13 protein-coding genes and 2 pseudogenes are annotated in these 16,355 nt (G+C 70.3%); 6 read left to right on the forward strand and 9 right to left on the reverse strand.

The genetic code is table 11. From position 1 onward, the window contains the following. Positions 1-523: 523 nt before the first annotated feature. Positions 524-3,010 (forward strand): Helicase associated domain protein, encoded by a 2,487-nt coding sequence (locus tag ACH5AF_RS34960; RefSeq protein WP_398907539.1) that lies wholly within the window; start codon positions 524-526, stop codon positions 3,008-3,010. A 13-nt stretch (positions 3,011-3,023) separates the two neighbouring features. On the opposite strand, the gene ACH5AF_RS34965 is transcribed toward ACH5AF_RS34960, so the two are convergent. The 3 genes from ACH5AF_RS34965 to ACH5AF_RS34975 all read right to left on the reverse strand — a co-directional run bounded on the left by ACH5AF_RS34965 (position 3,024) and on the right by ACH5AF_RS34975 (position 5,570). Then, positions 3,024-4,364 carry a serine hydrolase domain-containing protein gene (locus ACH5AF_RS34965; protein WP_398907541.1) on the reverse strand — a complete coding sequence of 447 codons (1,341 nt, stop codon included), beginning with the start codon at positions 4,362-4,364 and terminating at the stop codon, positions 3,024-3,026. A 260-nt stretch (positions 4,365-4,624) separates the two neighbouring features. Then, complete coding sequence (locus ACH5AF_RS34970) at positions 4,625-5,203, reverse strand: hypothetical protein (RefSeq protein WP_398907542.1); 579 nt, start codon at positions 5,201-5,203, stop codon at positions 4,625-4,627. A gap of 1 nt (position 5,204) precedes the next feature. Then, positions 5,205-5,570, reverse strand: coding sequence for a PadR family transcriptional regulator (locus ACH5AF_RS34975; RefSeq protein ID WP_398907544.1), 366 nt, complete (start codon positions 5,568-5,570; stop codon positions 5,205-5,207). A gap of 202 nt (positions 5,571-5,772) precedes the next feature. Between ACH5AF_RS34975 and ACH5AF_RS34980 the strand changes: the two genes are divergently transcribed. Next, positions 5,773-6,602 (forward strand): IS5 family transposase gene (locus tag ACH5AF_RS34980; protein ID WP_398907546.1). Its coding sequence is split into 2 segments (ribosomal slippage): positions 5,773-6,120 and positions 6,123-6,602, totalling 828 coding nucleotides; the frame shifts between segments, so codons are not numbered across the junction. A gap of 228 nt (positions 6,603-6,830) precedes the next feature. Here ACH5AF_RS34980 and ACH5AF_RS34985 read toward each other — a convergent pair. From ACH5AF_RS34985 to ACH5AF_RS34995, 3 genes and pseudogenes are all read right to left on the reverse strand, one after another. Further along, entirely contained in the window at positions 6,831-7,307 is a 477-nt protein-coding gene (locus ACH5AF_RS34985) for a hypothetical protein (protein ID WP_398907561.1), read from the reverse strand. A gap of 113 nt (positions 7,308-7,420) precedes the next feature. Beyond that, positions 7,421-7,783, reverse strand: a pseudogene (locus tag ACH5AF_RS34990) (MFS transporter); the annotation flags it as partial. Between the two features lie 261 nt (positions 7,784-8,044). Then, the gene (locus tag ACH5AF_RS34995) at positions 8,045-9,283 is read right to left on the reverse strand and encodes an aminotransferase class V-fold PLP-dependent enzyme (RefSeq protein WP_398907548.1); all 1,239 of its coding nucleotides are present in this window, start codon (positions 9,281-9,283) and stop codon (positions 8,045-8,047) included. Between ACH5AF_RS34995 and ACH5AF_RS35000 the strand changes: the two genes are divergently transcribed. Further along, positions 9,282-10,709 (forward strand): PLP-dependent aminotransferase family protein, encoded by a 1,428-nt coding sequence (locus ACH5AF_RS35000; protein ID WP_398907550.1) that lies wholly within the window; start codon positions 9,282-9,284, stop codon positions 10,707-10,709. The two genes, ACH5AF_RS34995 and ACH5AF_RS35000, sit on opposite strands and share 2 nt — an antisense overlap. Positions 10,710-11,622: 913 nt before the next feature. Here ACH5AF_RS35000 and ACH5AF_RS35005 read toward each other — a convergent pair. Continuing rightward, positions 11,623-12,216, reverse strand: coding sequence for an MBL fold metallo-hydrolase (locus ACH5AF_RS35005; protein WP_398907552.1), 594 nt, complete (start codon positions 12,214-12,216; stop codon positions 11,623-11,625). Positions 12,217-12,346: 130 nt separating this feature from the next. Here ACH5AF_RS35005 and ACH5AF_RS35010 point away from each other — a divergent pair, with 130 nt between their 5' ends. The 3 genes from ACH5AF_RS35010 (at position 12,347) to ACH5AF_RS35020 (ending at position 15,282) form a co-directional block, all read left to right on the forward strand. Further along, positions 12,347-13,255, forward strand: a complete 909-nt coding sequence (locus tag ACH5AF_RS35010) for a GlxA family transcriptional regulator (protein WP_398907557.1) — start codon at positions 12,347-12,349, stop codon at positions 13,253-13,255. A gap of 127 nt (positions 13,256-13,382) precedes the next feature. Next, positions 13,383-13,577: a hypothetical protein gene (locus tag ACH5AF_RS35015; protein ID WP_398907553.1), complete on the forward strand. Its 195-nt coding sequence runs from the start codon at positions 13,383-13,385 to the stop codon at positions 13,575-13,577. A gap of 265 nt (positions 13,578-13,842) precedes the next feature. Continuing rightward, positions 13,843-15,282: an NF041680 family putative transposase gene (locus ACH5AF_RS35020; protein WP_398907559.1), complete on the forward strand. Its 1,440-nt coding sequence runs from the start codon at positions 13,843-13,845 to the stop codon at positions 15,280-15,282. 183 nt (positions 15,283-15,465) lie between these two features. On the opposite strand, the gene ACH5AF_RS35025 is transcribed toward ACH5AF_RS35020, so the two are convergent. Beyond that, a complete protein-coding gene (locus tag ACH5AF_RS35025) occupies positions 15,466-15,591 on the reverse strand; it encodes a hypothetical protein (RefSeq protein WP_398907555.1) in 126 nt (41 codons plus the stop codon). A 568-nt stretch (positions 15,592-16,159) separates the two neighbouring features. Further along, positions 16,160-16,255, reverse strand: a pseudogene (locus ACH5AF_RS35030) (hypothetical protein); the annotation flags it as partial. Positions 16,256-16,355 lie beyond the last annotated feature (100 nt).

Raw genomic sequence — 16,355 nt, forward strand, 5'->3', positions numbered from 1 at the left:
CCCGCGGAGCGGGTACCACATCGCTGCGCGATGTGCAGGCGAACACCCGTGCTGCGCACGGGTGTTGCGCTCCCGCTCCGCGGGAGCGTCCCGCACAATCTGCATGCTTCGCATGCAGATTGACGCTCCGTCCGCTGCGCTCCCGGAGCTTGTGAGGGCTACGCCCTCACTGAAGCCTTCCGCTTTGCTCCAGGCTCAGGGCAGGTCCGCTGCGCTCCCCGGCCCGGCGGTTCTTCCGGCTTCGCCTTCAAAACCGGCTCCCTCCGCTTCGCTTCAGGAGCAAAAAGACAGCACCAGCAAGCGGGGAGGGTGCGGGATGGCGGCTACCTCAAAAAAGCAAGTGACGGTCTGTCAGGCGTGAAACAGTGCCGGGCCCGAAAGCCGCCTCTCTAGTATGCTTCAAAATGAAGCTGAGATCTAAACTTGCCTCAGCATCCCCCACCGGATGACACCCGTGACGCGCCACCGGAACGTCACCACGATCGCGTCACCAACGACAGCAGAGCCCGCAAAGGAGCGGAACGTGCCGAAGACTCTCCGTCCCCACCAGCGCGAGGCCGTTGATGCGGTGCTGCGCGCGCTCGAACTGCCGGTGCGGTCGGCTGTGCCCGAACGGGGGCTGCGGACGCAGGTGGTCATGGCAACCGGCTCGGGCAAGACCCTGGTGGCTCTGCGCAGCGCGGAGGAGCTGGAGGCCGGCCGGGTGCTGGTCCTGGTGCCCTCGCTGGACCTGCTCACGCAGACGGAGGCCGAGTGGCGCGCGGGGGGCCGTACGGGGCCAATGATCGGGGTGTCCTCGCTGCGCGGGGACGAGGCGGTCTTCCCGAACACCACGGGTGCGGTGGAGCTGGCTGAATGGGTGCGGCCGTTCCACAAGGTGACGGTGTTCGCCACGTACGCCTCGCTCGGGCACGGCACACTGGAGCGCGCGCACGCGGCCGGCCTTCCGGGCTGGGACCTGGTCGTCGTGGACGAGGCGCACCGCACGTCGGGGCGGATCGGCAAGCCCTGGGCGGTCATCCACGACAACACCCGCATCCCCGCTCTGCGGCGGCTGTACATGACGGCCACGCCGCGGCTGTGGCAGCTGGACGACGAACAGGAGCCGGGCGTGCCCGGTGAGCTGGTGGCGTCGATGGAGGACGATCCGGACAGCCCGTTCGGCAGCAGGTGCTACACCCTGACCCTGTCCGAGGCGATCAACTGGGGCATCTGCGCGCCGTACCAGGTGGTGTGCGTCGACATCGCCGACACCCAGCTCCAGGCCACGCAGCTCCTGGGCGTCGAAGGCCGGTCGGATGAGGTACGCGGGGCGCGGCTCGCGGCTCTGCAGACGGCACTGGTGAAGGCCTCGGCCGAGGAGGACTTCCGTAGGACGCTGGTCTTCCACCACCTGGTCAAGGAGGCCGAGGCGTTCGCGGCCGGCCTTCCCGACGTCGCCGCGCAGTTGCACGCGGACGACCCGGAGCTGTACCCGGGCGCGGTCTGGGCCGACTGGCTCTGTGGCGATCACCCACCGGCCCACCGGCGCCGCGTGCTGGACGAGTTCGCCGGCGGCGGCGCAGACGCGGCCCGGCGCTTCCTGGGATCGGCGAAGGTCCTGGGTGAGGGCGTGGACACCAAGAACTGCGACAGCGTGTACTTCGCCGACGTGCGCGGCTCTATGCCCGACCTCGTCCAGGCCGTCGGCCGCGCCCTGCGCATCCAGCCCGGCGAAGGCAAGGTGGCCTCACTGGTCGTGCCGATCCTGCTCGGGCCCGGGGAAACCGCGGACAACATGCTCACAAGCCGAGCGTTCGGTGGACTGGCCAAGCTCCTGGAAGCCCTCAGGGCGCACGACACCCGCATCGTGGAGGCATTGGCCGTGCCACAAGCACCCAGCCGCTCCCAGGGCGTCCAGAGCCGTGAGGGAGGCCAGGATGCAAAGAGCGCCGAGGGCGAAGAGGGCATCCTTGTCTCGGTGCCGGCGCGGGCGCTGCTGAAGTTCAGCACCCCGCGCGACCCGGCCGCCCTAGCCGCCTTCATCAGCCTGCGCGTCCTCAACCCCGAGAAGGAGCACTGGCGGCGCGGCGTGGAGGCGGCCGTCATCTACACCCGGCTCCACGGCGGCCTGAAGATCCCGTTCACGTACCGCGTACCCGACAGCCGGGGGCAGGAGGCCGAGGGCCAGGGCGAAGAGGAGAGCGAGGGTGTGCGGGAGGGATGGCCGGCCTCGCTCGCAGGCTTCCCGCTCGGACAGTGGATCGCCGACGCCCGCCACCGACACGCCCGCGGCCGCCTGGACGCCGAACGTGTCCAGCAGCTGGAGCAGCTGGGCATGGTCTGGTCGCACCGTGACGTCGCGTGGGAGGAAGGACTCACCGCGGCGCGTGGGTGGGCGAAGGAGAACGGGCACCTCCTGGTCCCGCTCGACGCCGTCCACCGGGGCCACAAGGTCGGCATCTGGCTGAAGAACGCGCGAGCCGACGCCCGCGCCGGGACGCTGACTGCGGAGCGGCGCGAGCAGTTGGAGGACATCGACCCGTCCTGGTGCCCCGCCTGGCCCGTGGAATGGCAGCGCGCCTTCCGCCTCGTCCGCCAGCACCTGGACGCCGGCGGCACACTGCCCACCGCACCGGGCCAGGCCGTACACCAGGGCGAGGACCTCGGGCGGTGGGTCAGGGCACAACGCCTTGGATGGGACCGGCTCACCGGCGCCCAGCAGTGGATGTGCGAGAACGTCCTCGGGATCGACCCGGCGGCCCAGGACGAGAAGCCGAAACCACGCCGCAAGCACGCCGACAAGTGGGCGCTGAACTACATCGCCGCCCGCCAATACTACGAACGAGAGGGGCACCTCCAGGTGCCCAGGGGACACGTCGAGCGGATCGCCACCGGTGGCGACGGCCAGGGCCAGGAGGAACGAGACCTCAAGCTGGGCTCGTGGATCAGCAACCAGCGCAGCAGAGCCGCCACGCTCTCCCCCGAGCGGGTCGAGCAGCTGTCGGTGATCAAGATGCGGTGGGCGTAGCCGGCCACTGGTATCAACGCCCTGACCGCCATCGGGAGCCACCACACCTGCCGTACCCCCGCCCGTCCTCGGCGGCAACGAGGTGGCGCCGGAGTTGGTCCGCGAGCCCCGGGACGCTGGCCGCATCGGCGTGGCGGTGCCGGTTGCCGGGACGCGGCGGGCCGCAGAAGAGCGCTTCCAGGGCGGCGTCGATGCTGGCGAGGGTGGCCTCGCTGAGGGTCCGGTCGCTGTTCAGCGCGATGACGGCCTGGCGCGCACCGTCGGTGCTGGTCAGGGCGATGCTGAGGTATCCGGGGAAGGAGCCGCCATGCCCCCACGCGGTGCCGCAGGAGGTACTCCAGCGAATGATGCCGAGTCCGTAGTCCGATCCGGGCACGACGGTGGTGAGCTCCCGCGTCTGCTCGGGGCGCAGCAGCCGGCCGGTGAACAGCGCGCGATGGAACCGGGCCAGATCATGGACGGTGGAGACCATGCCGCCCGAGGTCCACGCGATGGACGGGCTGAGGACGGTGCTGTCGAGGACGCCGTCCGGCGTCACGTCCGCGGGGAGGTTGGTGAGGTAGCCGCGGGTGTGGGGGTGGGGCAGGCGGGGGTTGCGCAGCGGGAAGGAGGTGTGGCGTAGACGCAGAGGGTGGGTGACCCGGTTCAGCACTTCGGTGCCGGCCCGGTGCCGGGTCACGGCTTCGATGAGCAGTCCGAGGAGCACGTAGTTGGTGTTGGAATACGACCACGACGCTCCTGGCGCGAACAGCGGCGGGTGCGAGGTGGCGAGGGCGACCAGGTCACGTGGCGGCCAGTAGTGAGCGGGGTCGGTTGCGTAGGGGACGAGCAGCCGGGGGTCCTCGTTGAAGTTGTACAGCCCGCTGGTGTGGTTGAGAAGGTGGCGGATCGTGATCGCAGAGCCGTTCGGCACCATGCCGGGCAGCCACCACTCAATGCTGTCGGAGAGCTTCAGCCTGCCTTCACCCGCGAGTTGGAGGACGACAGTGGCGACGAACGTCTTGGTGTTGCTGCCGATCCGCAGCCGGTCGTGGGCACGGATCGGGTCCCCGGTGCGCCGGTCGGCCACTCCGCTCGTGGCGACCTGCACCCGGGCGCCGTGGCGCCGTAGCACGATCACTCCCGGCACCCCGCCGGCGACGAGGCGGTCAAGTGCGGACTGCGGCATCGGCAACCACTCGGCAGCCGGGCCGGCGGGTACCGGAGGCCCCGGCTGGGCGGCCGCCGCCGGCTGAGTGCCGCCCAGCACGGACAGCACCGCGGCAAGCACGACGGCTGCCCGCCGCCTCCGCCGCGGCCCGAACCGCCAGACGCCGGTAGTGGTGGGCGGAGGGCTGGTGGCCTCTGTGTTCACGGCAAGACTCCTGAGAGAAGTGAGGGCCGAGGCGTACTCAGGCATGGAGGGGCGGAAGAGTTGGCGCGCCGTGGGCTGATGGGCAGAGCGTGCGGAGACGGAGAGCGCCCGCGCTGGAAGGGGAGGCTGAGGGCCCCGAATCCCACGGCCCGGACGGGCCGTGGGATTCGGGTGGGGAGGAGGGTGGAACGAGGGAGACGGCGACTCGGACCGGGTCCGTGGCCCGCCTCGGATCGGGGCTCCGCGGGCCCCTGGTCGGATCACTCTTGGGGCGCGGCGTGGGAGTACCGGCGTCGCCACTGCGGCAGCAGTCGCCACAGCCTTCCGCCGACGACGAAGGCGATCGCCGAGACCAGATAGACGAGCGGCGTCCAGGCGCCGCCGACCGTGGCGCTTGTCGCACCGTCATGGAGGGTGACGGTGGCCTCGTCGATCACGTGGCGCACGCCGGGCCAGGGGAAGTCTCCGGTGGCGCGGGGGTCGGCGGCGCGGACGCCGGCGGTGAAGGCGGCCTTTCCGACCACCGCGACGAGCCCGGCGATCACATGCACCGTTATCAGCCAGACGGCGCCCATGGTGTAGGAGGGCCGCGGACCATGCTCCCCGTACTCGGCGGCCAAGTAGTCGGCAGCAAGGTGCCGCAGGTCGCCCAGGCGGCGGATGGCCTCGGCGGTACCGACGTCGGCCGCCGCGGCGTACAGGTTGGCCCGCGTCTCGCGTCGCTTGGCGCGCTTGGACCGGATGGGCAGAATGTCGAGGTGTGAGTCGAGAGTCCACACGGTGCGTTCGATGCGCAGCCGGTCGACCAGGGTCAGCTCTGAGTCACTCGTACGGTTCATATCAACCCTCCTCGGCTGGTGGGGCGGGTTCGGCGGGTACGGGACGGGACAGCACCGGGGTGACCACGTCGGCCAGTGACAGCCAGTTGCTCGCACCTTCGGTCAGTGCCCGGTACCCGTCCTCGGTGGGGCGGTAGTACTTGCGGGCGGGGCCCGAACGGGATGCGACCAGCCGGGTGCTGAGCCGGCCCTCCCGCTCCAGCCGCGCCAGTGCCGGGTACACGGTGCCGTCCGTGATCTCGGACAGTCCGGTCACCCGCAGACGCTGCACCAGTTCGTAGCCGTAGGACTCCCGTTCGGCGACGAGCCGGAGCAGCAGGAGCGACAGCACTCCCTTGAGAAGCTGGGGGTTTGGCGTCGATGTCACGGTACCAAACTAAGGCCGGTAGCTTGCAATGTCTAGTACTGGCTCAGGCTGACCGAACAAGAGCCCACCGGCACATGCACACTGTCACAGCACTAGCGATACCGAGACACACGCGGACGAGAGTTGCCATACGGGTAGTCCCGTATGGCAACTAAGAGTGTGTCTCACGTGGTGTCGAATCGATGCGGCATGATGGCTTGTCATGGGTGTCGGTCTGTCACAGCGGTTGGTTCCTGACGAACTCTGGTCGCTGGTAGCCCCGTTGCTTCCCTCGTTCGCGTCGCGACCGCAGGGTGGTGGGACAGCGCCGTGCGATGAGCGGGCTGTGTTCACCGCCGTTGTGTACGTGTTGACCAGCGGATGCGCGTGGCGGCATCTTCCCGAGACGTTCGGCGTCTCTCCCGCCACCGCACACCGCCGGTTCTCGGTGTGGACGCAGGGCGGGTTGTGGAGACGTCCGCACCGGGCCGTTTCGGACGAACTCGGTGCCCGCGGTGAGCTGGACTGGACCTCGGCGATCACCGATGCGGCCTCCGTCCGCACGAAAAAGAGGGATCACTGACCGGGCGCAATCCGGTCGACCGGGGCAAGAAAGGCAGCACGTTGCACATGCCGACCGACGCCCAGGGCATACCCCTCACGCTCGGCATGTCCGGCGCGAACGTCCACGACAGCCAGGCCCTGCTGCCACAGGTCCTGGGCACACCCCCGATCCGTTCACCGCGCGGTCCTCCCCGGCGCCGCCCCGGCAGGCTCCGCGCGGACAAGGCGTACCACTCCACCGAGCACCTGAAGCGGCTGCGCGGACGAGGCGTCGTCCCGCACATCGCCCGGCCGGGCATCGAATCCAGCGAGCGCCTGGGCCGGCACCATCGGAAGATCGAGCGGTCGATCTCCTGGCTCTTCGGCTACCGGCGCCTCACCGTCCGGTACGAGCGCAAAGGCACACACCTCCTGGCCTCCCTCGGCCTCACAGCCACACCGACCAGCTACAAGAAGCCGACCAAACCCACCACGAGAGACAAGCTCTAAGCACAGGTAATCAAGCGGGAACGGAAAGCTTCCAAGCCTTCTCACTCAGTCCACGGAACTGCAGCTCAGGAGTCTCATTCGCATGTCAAAGCCGAGAATGCGCAGTGGGGGCTCTTCGGTGTTCTCCGTCTCAGCCGGCGGCCTGTCCGTCCGCTGCCGCCGTGACGGGTTCTTCCGGTGACGTCGGCAGGCCCCGTAGTCGGCTCACCGGGGACAGGACAAGCGCGATCAGCACGGTGGCGGAGCCGATCGCGGCCACGGTACATGCCCCCGGGCGCCGATCCGGCCGGACAGCAGGCCCGCGAGCAGGCCGCCGAGTGCGCCGCCGCCGAACAGCAGGGTGCGGAAGACCGCCGTCATCCGGCCCGTCATCGACTGCGGGGTACTGGCCTGGCGCAGGCTGACGATGATGACGCCGGCGACGCCGAGTCCGAGGTAGGTGGTGAAGAAGGAGAGGACGAACATCGCCACCATCACCAGCTGGGGGCCGGGGACCAGGACGATCAGTGTCGGGCCGATGAGGAGGGCCGACTGGGCGAGAAGGTAGACGAGGCCGAGCCGGAAGCGCCGGATGACCTTGCAGGAGATCGCCGCGCCGATGAGACCGCCCACGGAGGCGGTGGCGAAGATGCCGCCGAGGGTGGTCGCGTCCAGGTGGAGGTCGCGTGTTCCGTACAGCAGGAACACGGTCCACACGGCGACCATGGAAACGTTGCAGCAGAACCCGATGAGTGCAAGGGACCGCAGGACCGGTTGTTCAGGACCCAGCGCAGGCCGTCCCGGAGTTCGGTCGGCAGGTGCCACCGTACGCCCGGAGGTTGGGGGCGGGGCTCGGGAGAGCGGATGAGCAGCAGTGAGACCAGGGACACCAGATAGGAGAACGCGTCGACGATCAGCGCCACGGGTGCGGTGAGGGCGCCGATCAGGACCCCGGCGAGCCCGGGTCCCGCCACATCGGCCGCCGATGAGCTCATCCCCCTCTTGGCGCCGGCTTCGACATAGTGCCGGGGATCGCGCACGAGGGTGGGCACGTACGACATCCACCTCACGTCGAACAGCACCGAGGCGACGCCGACGGCGCAGGCGATCACCAGCAGCGAGCCCATGCCGAGCACGTCGGTCCAGTACAGGAGGGGGAGGAGAGCCAGCAGGATCATCCGGACGAGGTTGGCGCCGAGCATGATCCGCCGCCGCCGGGCCCCGGTCCACCCACACCCCGAAGACCAGGGCCAGCCCGAGGTACGGGAGGAGCTGCAGGAACCGCAGGATGCCGACCTGCTCGTCGGTGGCGTCGAAGGCGATGATCGCGGTCAGCGGCAGGGCGAGGTTGGTGACCTGGGTGCCGAGGAGCGAGAGGGTCTCACCGAGCCAGAACCTGAGGACGTCGCCGTTGCGCCAGAGGCTCGCCGTGGGCGGCTCCTCGGTGCGTGTCTGCGCGGCGGTCATCGCCGTCCCTGGCCGGCGAGGTCCGCGACCGCGTCCGCGACGTGGTCCACCTCCTCCTCGGTGTTGTAGTAGTGCGGCGACAGGCGCAGGCACCAGTCGACGTCCTTGTCCCCGAAGTCGAACTGTGCGAACTCGCGGAAGCTGAGCGCGGAGTTGATGCCGCGGGCGTCCATGGCCGCCTTGAACGGCTGCGGCTGCCAGCCCGCCACGGCGAAGGTGACGAGCGCGGCAAGACGCGGGCCGCGGTCGAGCACGCGCACCCCCGGGACCGGTGCGAGCCGGTCGCGCAGCCGGGCCGCGAGCGCCGGGGTGCGCTGCTCGATGGCCTCGATACCGACCCTGCGGGCATAGCGCGTCGCGGCGGCGCTGCCGAGCACCGTGGCGTACGGGAACTCCCACTCCTCGAACCGGGCCGCCGTCGCTACGGGCTCGTAGCCGCCCGGCTCGGTCCAGCGGGCGCCGTGCATGTCGATGAACAGCGGTTCGTAGCCGGCGCGCAGGACGGGATCGGATACGTACAGGAATCCGGAGCCGCGCGGGCCGCGGAGGAACTTGCGGCAGGTGGCGGTGAGGAGGTCGCAGCCGATCTCCTCCACGTCGATGACGAACTGGCCCACCGACTGGCAGGCGTCGACCAGGTAGAGCAGGTCCAGCTCGCGGCAGTGACGGCCGATCTCGGCAATCGGCGAGACCAGGCCCGAGTTGGTGGGGACATGGGTGGCGGACACCAGGCGGGGGCGGTGGGTCCGCATCAGCGCGGCCATCGCCTCCACATCGACGCCGCCCTCGGGTGCGTCGGGGGCGTGGACGATCCGTACGCCGAAACGCTTGCGCAGGGACAGGAAGGCGATCTGGTTGGAGATGAAGTCGTCGCGGGTGGTGAGGATGACGTCGTCGGTCTGGAACGGGATCGAGGACAGGGCGTTGGCGTAGGCGTGGGTGGCGCTTCCTGCGAAGGCGATGTTGTCGGGCCCGGTGTTGAGGAGGGCGGCGGTCTCCGTGTAGAACGCGCGGACTTCGGCGGCCCGGGCGGCCGACGCCTCGTAACCGCCGATCCGGGCTTCGAGGTTCAGATGGCCGACCATCGCGTCCGTCACGGGCGCTGCCGGCAGTCCGCAGCCCGCGTTGTTGAAGTGGATGACGTTGCGGCACCCCGGGGTGTCGGCCCGCAGAGCGGCGACGTCCAGCTGAAGTGCTTCCCGACCAGAACCAGAAGCGCTACTGTTGTCTCTCATGAACTACGGTAGCACTTCTGGTGAGTTGGCCGACAGCCTCCGTGCGCTGGTCTCCCGGCTGTCGCCCGGCGAGCGGCTGCCGAGCAGCCGGGAGCTGATCAGGGAGTACCGGGTCGGCCCGGCGACAGTGGCGCGGGCCATCGCCGCACTGGCCGCCGAGGGCGTGGTGGTGACCCGTCCGGGCAGTGGGACGTTCGCGGCGCAGCCGGGCCGGCTCCGCGACGCAGTCGGCAGCAGCGACACGGATACCGACTGGCAGACGGTCGCCCTCACCGACCGCGCCGTCGACACCCGCTTGATCGCCGACCCGCTGGGCCCGCCGCCGGCCGGGACGATCACGATGGACGGCGGCTACGTGCACCGCTCGCTCCAGCCCACCCGGGCCCTGAGCGCGGCGCTGGCGCGGGCGGCACGCCGTCCGGACGCCTGGGACCGCGCCCCGGCCGGCGGCCTGACGGCGCTGCGCACCGTGTTCGCCCGCATCGCCGGCGGCAGCACGGCGCCGCAGGACGTGCTGGTCACCGCCGGCGGGCAGAGCGCCCTGTCGATCGCGTTCCGGGCCATCGCCGGGCCCGGCAGCCCGGTTCTGGTCGAGTCCCCCACCTATCCCCGGGCCCTGGCCGCCGCCCGCGCCGCGGGGCTGCGGCCCGTTCCGGTACCGCTCGACGCGGGCGGCCTGCGGCCCGACCTCCTGGCCGACGCGTTCGCGATGACCGGCGCGCGGCTGCTGTACTGCCAGCCGGCCTTCCAGAACCCGACCGGCACCGTGCTGGCGCCCGAACGGCGCCGCCAGATCCTCGACGTGGCGCGCGCCTCGGGCGCGTTCGTGCTCGAGGACGACTTCGCACGGCACCTGGGACACGGCGGCACCGTGCCGCGACCGCTGATTGCCGACGACCGCGACGGCACGGTCGTCCACGTCACCTCACTCACCAAGCCCGCCGCACCGAGCCTGCGGATCGGGGCACTGGTGGCCCGCGGACCGGTCATGGAACGCATGCGGGCGGTGCGCCTGGTCGACGACTTCTTCGTCACGCGCCCGCTCCAGGAAGCCGCGCTGGAGGTACTCAGCTCCCCCTCCTGGGACCGCCACGTCCGCTCTCTGGGTACGGCGCTGCGCCGGCGGTGCGCCGTGCTGGCCGCCGCGGTCACCCGGGAGATCCCCGCTGCGGCCCTGGCCGGGCCGCCCGCGGGCGGACTGCACCTGTGGATTCGCCTGCCGCCGGGCGTGGACGACACCGTCCTCACCAGCGCCGCCCGGCAACGCGGCGTCACCGTGAGCGCCGGCAGCCGCTACTTCGCCACCGAGCCGCCGGCCCCTCACCTGCGCATCGGGTTCGCCGCGACCGCCGACCACACCGAGCTGACCGAAGGCGCACGTCGACTGGGAACCGCGCTCACCGACCTCGGCCCGAGCGACGGGTGAGACACACAAAAGACAGCCCACGACGGCGCAGCCGCGGCATTCCATCGTGATGAGACGCGGTCGGTGACGCCACGGGGACGGCCTCGTCGTGGTCGGGCCGGCCGCATACCCAGTGGCGTGCGAGGGGCCGACGTCGTAGACGAGACGGCTCCTCGGCGTACGGGTGTCTCCCGGTACCCGGGCGCTCCGGCCACGGGCCACGGGCCACGGGCCACGCCGTACGCTCCCCGGGGCATGCGCCTTCGTCCAGCGGCCAAGGACACCGGACGCCGGTTCGCACCGGATTCGGAAACCCGGGTTCGCATCCCGGCGGCGACTGCTTCTGGCTGCCGGCCAGGTTCACGGGCGGGATTACGCGGACGCCGGCGCGGCCGGCTGACCACGAAACGTCCCCGGGGATCCCAAAAGCCGCAGGAAGCGGCCGCACCGGCGAGCAAGTGACCTCCGGCTTGAAAACGGATCACGAGAGGCCTGCCTCTCCTTGTGGTGGTGGTTCGCCCGCATGCGCGACAAGGGCGACCGGACCCGGGAGGTGTGTCCTGACCGTCCTTCACCCCCGTTGCGGCTTCGCGGGTTTACGGTCGGGCGGGGGCGACACCGGGGGGACGCCGATGCGGTGACGCCAGGTACGGTCCAGTTGAGGTCGTGCGCCGGGCGCCGCGATGCCTGGCCGTGGCCGGAACGCCGGTACCCCGGACGGCGGCGGCGTGGGCCTGCTCGCCCCGTCCGTCATGGCTCAGCCGGCCTTGTCGTCGCGGGTGGCGGCGAGCGCGCGTACCGCGCCGGCGGCGCTCGGAAGGCCTTGCGCAGGATCTTGGAGTGGTTGCTCGCGACCTTCGCTGACCCGGACGTTCGGGTTACGCCGCGAGCACCGGGTCGAGGCCGGCGCGGATCTGATCCATCAGCAGAGCGGCTAGCGCGGCGTGGTGTCGTCGGCCCTGAACGGGCCGCCGTGGCCGGGCACGATCAGGTCCGCGGCGGTCAGCACCCGCAGCCGGGAGGCGCGCAACACCTCACGGTCGGGGGCTACCGGGTCGTCCGCCGGGCCGTCCGCGTGCCACCACAGGTCACCGGCGAAGGCGACCACGCCCGAGTCCGTGCCCGCCAGCAGCGTGATGTCCTCGGCACTGTGGCCCGGGGTGCGGATCAGCCGTAGCGACGGGGTGAGTTCGTAACCCTCCGCATCCCGGTTCCTCCACTGATCGCCGAGGTACTCCACATTGTGGTCGTGCACCCGGGCCCGTCCGAACAGGCCCACGTTCATGGTGTTGTCCGGGTGGTGGTGACTGAGCACCACGTCGGTGATGTCGTCGGGGCCGAGCCCCAACTCGTCGAGCGGGGCGAGGATGCGGTCGCGGCTCGCCACCATGCCCGGGTCGAAGATCACATGCCGGCCGGCGTCGGATACGTAGGAGACGGTGGCGGCGACTCCGGGGCCGGTGGAGCCGACATATCCGGTGGTCAGGATCGTGTACACGGCGCTGCGGCCGAGGGGTGCGTCTGTCATGGCCTCAATCCTTGCGGGCAGGCCGATCGTTCACGAGTGGCACAGCTGCCACTGATCGCAGGATTGGTGCCACACTGCACGTGTGCCTCCCTTCGTGACCGTCGCCGCGTACACCCCGCCCGGAGTCGGCATGCTCGCCGTCGGCATCGTCACCGAGGTCTTCGGCCCGCACGGCGAGAGCCTGCCCGGCTTCGACCTCGCCCTGTGCACCGACCGGCCCGGGCCGGTCCCCACCGACCTCGGCGTGCCGCTCACCATCACGCACGGCCTGGATCGGCTCGCCTCCGCCGATCTGGTGATCGTCCTGCCCTGTGCCGGCTTCCGCACACCACCCGCTCCCGCCGTGCTCGATGCGCTGTCGGCCGCACACCAGCGCGGCTCACTGGTCGCGGCCCACTGCGTCGGCGCTTTCGTGCTCGCCGCCGCCGGACTGCTCGACGGCCGGCGGGCCACCACCCACTGGCGGTTCGCCGGACTGCTCGCCCGCCGCCACCCCAACGTCACCGTTGAGCCCGACGCCCTCTACATCGACGAAGGACGCATCATCACGGGCGCGGGAGCCGCCGCGGGCTTCGATCTCTGCCTGCACCTGCTGAGGCGGGAGTACGGAGCCGCGGTGGCCAACGCTGTTGCCCGGGACGTGGTGCTGCCCTCCCACCGCGACGGCGGGCAGGCGCAGTACCTGGCCGCCCCTGTCCCCGAAGACTGCCGCGACGAGCGTCTCGCCGAGGTACTCGCGTGGGCCCGCGAGAACCTCCATGAGCCGCTTCCCGTCGCGGAACTGGCCCGGCGTGCCGTGATGAGCAAACGCTCCTTCGCCCGCCGCTTCACCGCCGCGACCGGCACCACCCCCCACGCCTGGCTGCGCAGCCTGCGCCTGAGCAGCGCCGAGGAGCTCCTGGAGACCACGGACCTGCCGGTCGAGGAGATCGCCCGCCGCGTCGGATACGGCAGCGCGGCCGTCCTGCGCGAACAGTTCGTGCGCCGCCGGGGAGTGCCGCCCCGCTCCTACCGCCGCTCCTTCACGAACACGCCGTAAGCTTGTTCTTTATCTTCACGGCTTCGTCCTGTGACGCTGGACCTTGATCATCGCTATCAACCTTCGACGGGCGAGCGTGAAGTTGCGTCACTGAAGGTTTGGCAGGCAGCACACGTGACCGTTGCCTGTGACGATCCATAGCGCGCTGACCTGGCAAGATGCCCATATGGAAACTGGGTTCCCCTGGGGGTTTGCACCAACCGTCGATCTCCGCCTGTGGCGTTCTGACGCCATCGTGCTGTTCGACTGGCTGATGAGCACCGATCTGAACGCCATACCGATCACGCACCCGGCCAGAAGCAAGCTCTGGCAGACCTGCTGACACGCTTGGAGGAGGTGGACGTCATCGAGTCCACCGACGAAGAGATCGCCGCAGCCCAGGCCGAGGTGGCCAAGGACATGGGTTGGTAGGGCGCCAGCAACAATCAAGTTGGGACGGAACTCGCTCGAAGCTTGTTCTCACAGGACACCTCGAATCGTCCGTCGAACTGGGTCGCTCACCTGGGGATTCGCCGGACATGGGGGCGGCCTTCGTCTGATCCTGTGCTCCGACCAAGGTGCACGTGACCACGACGAAGGCCGTGAGGGTGAGTCTGCTGTCTGATGGGGTCCGGAGGGACGCGTTCGCGAAAGCGTCACGCTTCCGGGGCGAGTTCTACGAGTGTCTGACCGCTCGGCGCGATGAACTGTTCGAGCTGGTGGACGCAGTGCTGTGCGCGGACGGTGCGGTGAAGTCCCCGGTGGACCTGACGCTCTTGCCCGAGCATCGTCGTGGGCACGGAGCGATGTATGGCGGCTTGAACCACGGCCGGATCGACGTCGACAGGCTGCGGGCGATGTTGGCAGGGCTGCCGCTGCCGCGGTTCGACGGCGGGCGCCTGGTCCTGGCGGTCGATGTGTCGCCGTGGCTCCGCTCGGACGCGCCGTGCTCAGCAGAGCGGCTGTTCTGCCACGTCTACGGCCGTGCGAAGACGGCCTCGCAGTTCATCCCGGGCTGGCCCTACTCCTTCGTCGCGGTGCTGGAGCCGGGCGCCACGTTCTGGACCGCGATCCTGGACACGGTCCGGCTCGGCCCGGTCGACGACGCGACCGCGGTCACCGCCGCCCAGCTCCGAGGCGTCGTTGAACGACTCATCGCCGCAGGGCAGTGGCAGGCTGGGGATCCGGCCATCGTGATCGTCAGCGATGCCGGTTACGACGTCACCCGCCTGGCGTGGGTCCTGCGCGATCTGCCGGTCGAGCTGGTCGGCCGGGTCCGCTCCGACCGTGTCATGCGTCTGCCGAAACCACCGAGGATGCACGGCGTCAACGGCCGGCCGCCCAAGCACGGCCCGGAGTTCCGCTTCGCCAAGCCGGAGACCTGGCCCGAGCCCGCGATCACCACGGTCACGAACACCACCAACTACGGCAAGGCCGAGACCCAGGCATGGGACCGGGTCCACCCCCGGCTCACCCACCGCTCCTCCTGGCTCGACCACGAGGGGGAACTGCCTTTGGTCGAAGGAACGTTGATCCGGTTGAGGGTCGAGCATCTGTCGAAGGAACGGAATGCCCCGCCGGTGTGGTTGTGGTCCTCGAAGACTGGCGCCACCCCGGACGATGTGGACCGTTTCTGGCAGGCATTTCTCCGCCGCTTCGACCTGGAGCACACCTTCCGCTTCGCGAAACAGACCCTGGGCTGGACCACCCCGAAACTCCGCACTCCCAACGCCGCGGACCGCTGGACCTGGATCCTGATCGTCGCCCACACCCAGCTCCGACTTGCCCGGCCCCTCGCCGCGGACCTCCGCCGGCCCTGGGAGAAACCCGCCACCTCCGATCGGCTCACCCCGGCCCGGGTCCGCCGAGGGTTTCGGAACATCCGCGTTCACCTCGCCTGCCCGACCCGTGTTCCCAAACCCCGAGGAACCGGCCCCGGACGGCCACCCGGTGCCAAGAACAAACATCGAGCACCCCGCTACGACATCGGCAAAACCGTCAAACGCCCCGAGACCCTCAAGGCCATCGGCAAGCCTGGAAGATCTTGATAGATAAAGAACAAGGTAAGGGGACGGGCGCCATCGTCCACGCGCCACTCCCGCAAGGCCCCGCAGCCGGGCGGCAGTCAGGCACCGTCGGCGGCCGGCGTGTACGGCCGCCGGACCGCCAGGCCAACGAGCTCGTGCATGGTTGCGGCCGGCGCGTCGTGAGGCGTGGTTTCCGCCCGGTGTTCACCTTCGCTGATCGGCCCCGGGGATGGCGGTCCGCTGGTGTGACAGCAGTCCGGCGATGGCTTGGATGGTGCCGGTCATGTGCTCGCGGCGGCCCTGGTGGCGGGCGAGGGCGCGCCAGTTCATCAGGTGTGCAATGCCGCGCTCGACCCTGATGCGGCAGGAGGAGTGAGCCTTGCGCCGGCGTTCGTCGACCTCCTCGTACCAGTCCGGGGGTTGTTCTCGAACCCGCGGTGCGGCGGTGACACCACCCGACCGCCCCTGTGGGCACCGAGCCCCTGACAGCCGGCGTCGGCGAGGATCCGGCGAGGATCTCCACGGCAGGCCCGCCCGCACGTAGCCTGACCAGGCCTGACTTTCGGGCATGAGTGATGTCGGCACAACTGGCCGGCTCAACGGCGCCGCAGAACAGCAGCTTCCCGTGTGCGTCGGTGACGACCATGGACGTGACGGCGTTCTGCTCGTTCCTGCCGCAGCGGAACCACTCCCGGTCCTTGCCTCCCGCGGCCGGGCGGCGCACCCCTGTCGTTGCCAATCGATGATCCCGGTCTGTCCGCTCGCGCCGAGACGGCCGATGACCTCGGCGAGGGTACACAGCCCGGTGCCGGGCGCGACGGTGCAACCGCGCCGCCGCAACGGCCCGTACGTCACCGACTGCGCACGTGATGGTGGAGCGCTCGACACCGAACCAGCAGGCCGGCCCATCGTGCGTGACGCCGTGCCGCAGGTGAACGAAGGCGGCCGGCAGCCGGTCGACGAAGACCAGCTCGTGCTTCGCCCCGCCCCCGATGCCCGGCCCCCGTTATGTTCTTCGCGGTCCTGCAAGAGGGCCGCTGGCCTCCGGGCCCGGCATGACTGTTCCCCCCTGTCGAACGGATGACCTGGGGGGT

This window comes from Streptomyces sp. NPDC018833, assembly GCF_044390825.1.
Taxonomy (GTDB): domain Bacteria; phylum Actinomycetota; class Actinomycetes; order Streptomycetales; family Streptomycetaceae; genus Streptomyces.